This is a genomic window from Salmonella sp. SAL4457 (assembly GCF_046548235.1).
GTDB classification, from domain to species: Bacteria; Pseudomonadota; Gammaproteobacteria; order Enterobacterales; family Enterobacteriaceae; genus Salmonella; species Salmonella enterica.
The window spans coordinates 1-350 of sequence record NZ_JBGDZO010000165.1 but is presented as its reverse complement, the minus strand read 5'-3'; the positions used below and the strand labels follow the sequence as shown (position 1 = coordinate 350).

The following is a 350-nucleotide window of genomic DNA, read 5'->3' as shown; positions in this document are numbered from 1 at the left end:
AGCCAGAGCTGGAGCAGCTGCGCCAGGCCGTAGACCACCACCAGCACCAGGCACTGCTGCCAGGCCGGGAACATGCGCAGGCGCTGGTGCAGGGACAGCACGAGGAAGGTGATCAGGCCGAGGATCAGCGCGTTCTGCCCGAGCAGGTTGCCGTAGAGCACGTCCTGGGCCAGGCCGAGCAGCCAGGCGGTGACCATCCCGACGCGCTCGGGCAGCAGCAACACCCAGTAGGTCAGCAGCATCGCCAGCCACAGCGGGCGGCCGATCTCGGTGAAGGTAGGCATCGGCGCTACGGCCAGCACCAGCCCGACCAGCAGGCTCAGCCAGATCACCCAGACATTGTTCGAACC

1 protein-coding gene is annotated in these 350 nt (G+C 67.4%); it reads right to left on the bottom strand.

All coding sequences use genetic code 11. The features are described 5' to 3' along the window. Positions 1–350, bottom strand: a 350-nt coding sequence (gene mreD / locus ACLJNW_RS23735; protein ID WP_410961164.1) for a rod shape-determining protein MreD, incomplete at both ends; no start/stop codon positions are given.